The organism is Oleiphilus sp. HI0079 (assembly GCF_001635105.1).
Genome location: NZ_LWFT01001336.1, coordinates 1 through 644 on the forward strand (window position 1 = coordinate 1; position 644 = coordinate 644).

A 644-nucleotide genomic window follows, 5' to 3' on the forward strand; every position below is an offset into this window, starting at 1 on the left:
TTGCGCTCCTTGGCTTCCTTTGGGCCTAAGCCCCACTTCTCCATCGTACCGGGCCGAAAGTTTTCAACCAGAACATCCGCCTTATCAATCAGGCTTGCTGCGATCTCTCGGCCCTGCTCTGTTTTAAGATCTATCGTGACCGACTTCTTATTCCGCCCGATGCTATGCCACCAGTAAGAGGTGCCGTTTTCCATTAACCGCCACCCACGTATTGGATCACCACCCTCTGGAGGCTCAATCTTTATAACCTCTGCACCAAAGTAACCAAGTATAGAGCCCGTAAAAGGGCCGGCTAACAGCTGCCCCATTTCAATCACACGTATGCCGTCGAGGGGGCGCTTGCGAGAAGCTGAGTCGTTCATAAAGTCATGGTCAATTTTTGAGTGGAAGTAAAAATATAACGAGGCGGGGTCAATGTGTCATCAGGAAAAACAAAAAAGCTCGCCGTTGTGAAGGGCGAGCATCAAAGTGACAAAACACAAAAGCAATACAAAAGAACAACACCTAGTAGCCTTAAGGGAGAGAAACTCTCAGCTACTAGGTGCGATTGATCACTTAAATAGTCAACGACTACGCCTAACTAGGCCATTACTATTTAAGGAGAGCAATTTGCTACAGGCAGAGTCGCTACCCAGCGTTCAATC

General features: G+C 48.1%; 1 protein-coding gene. It reads right to left on the bottom strand.

The annotated features are described in order from the left end of the window. Positions 1 to 362, bottom strand: a 362-nt coding sequence (locus A3750_RS23095; protein ID WP_197475264.1) for a CoA transferase, incomplete at its 3' end; no start/stop codon positions are given. Positions 363 to 644: the final 282 nt, after the last annotated feature.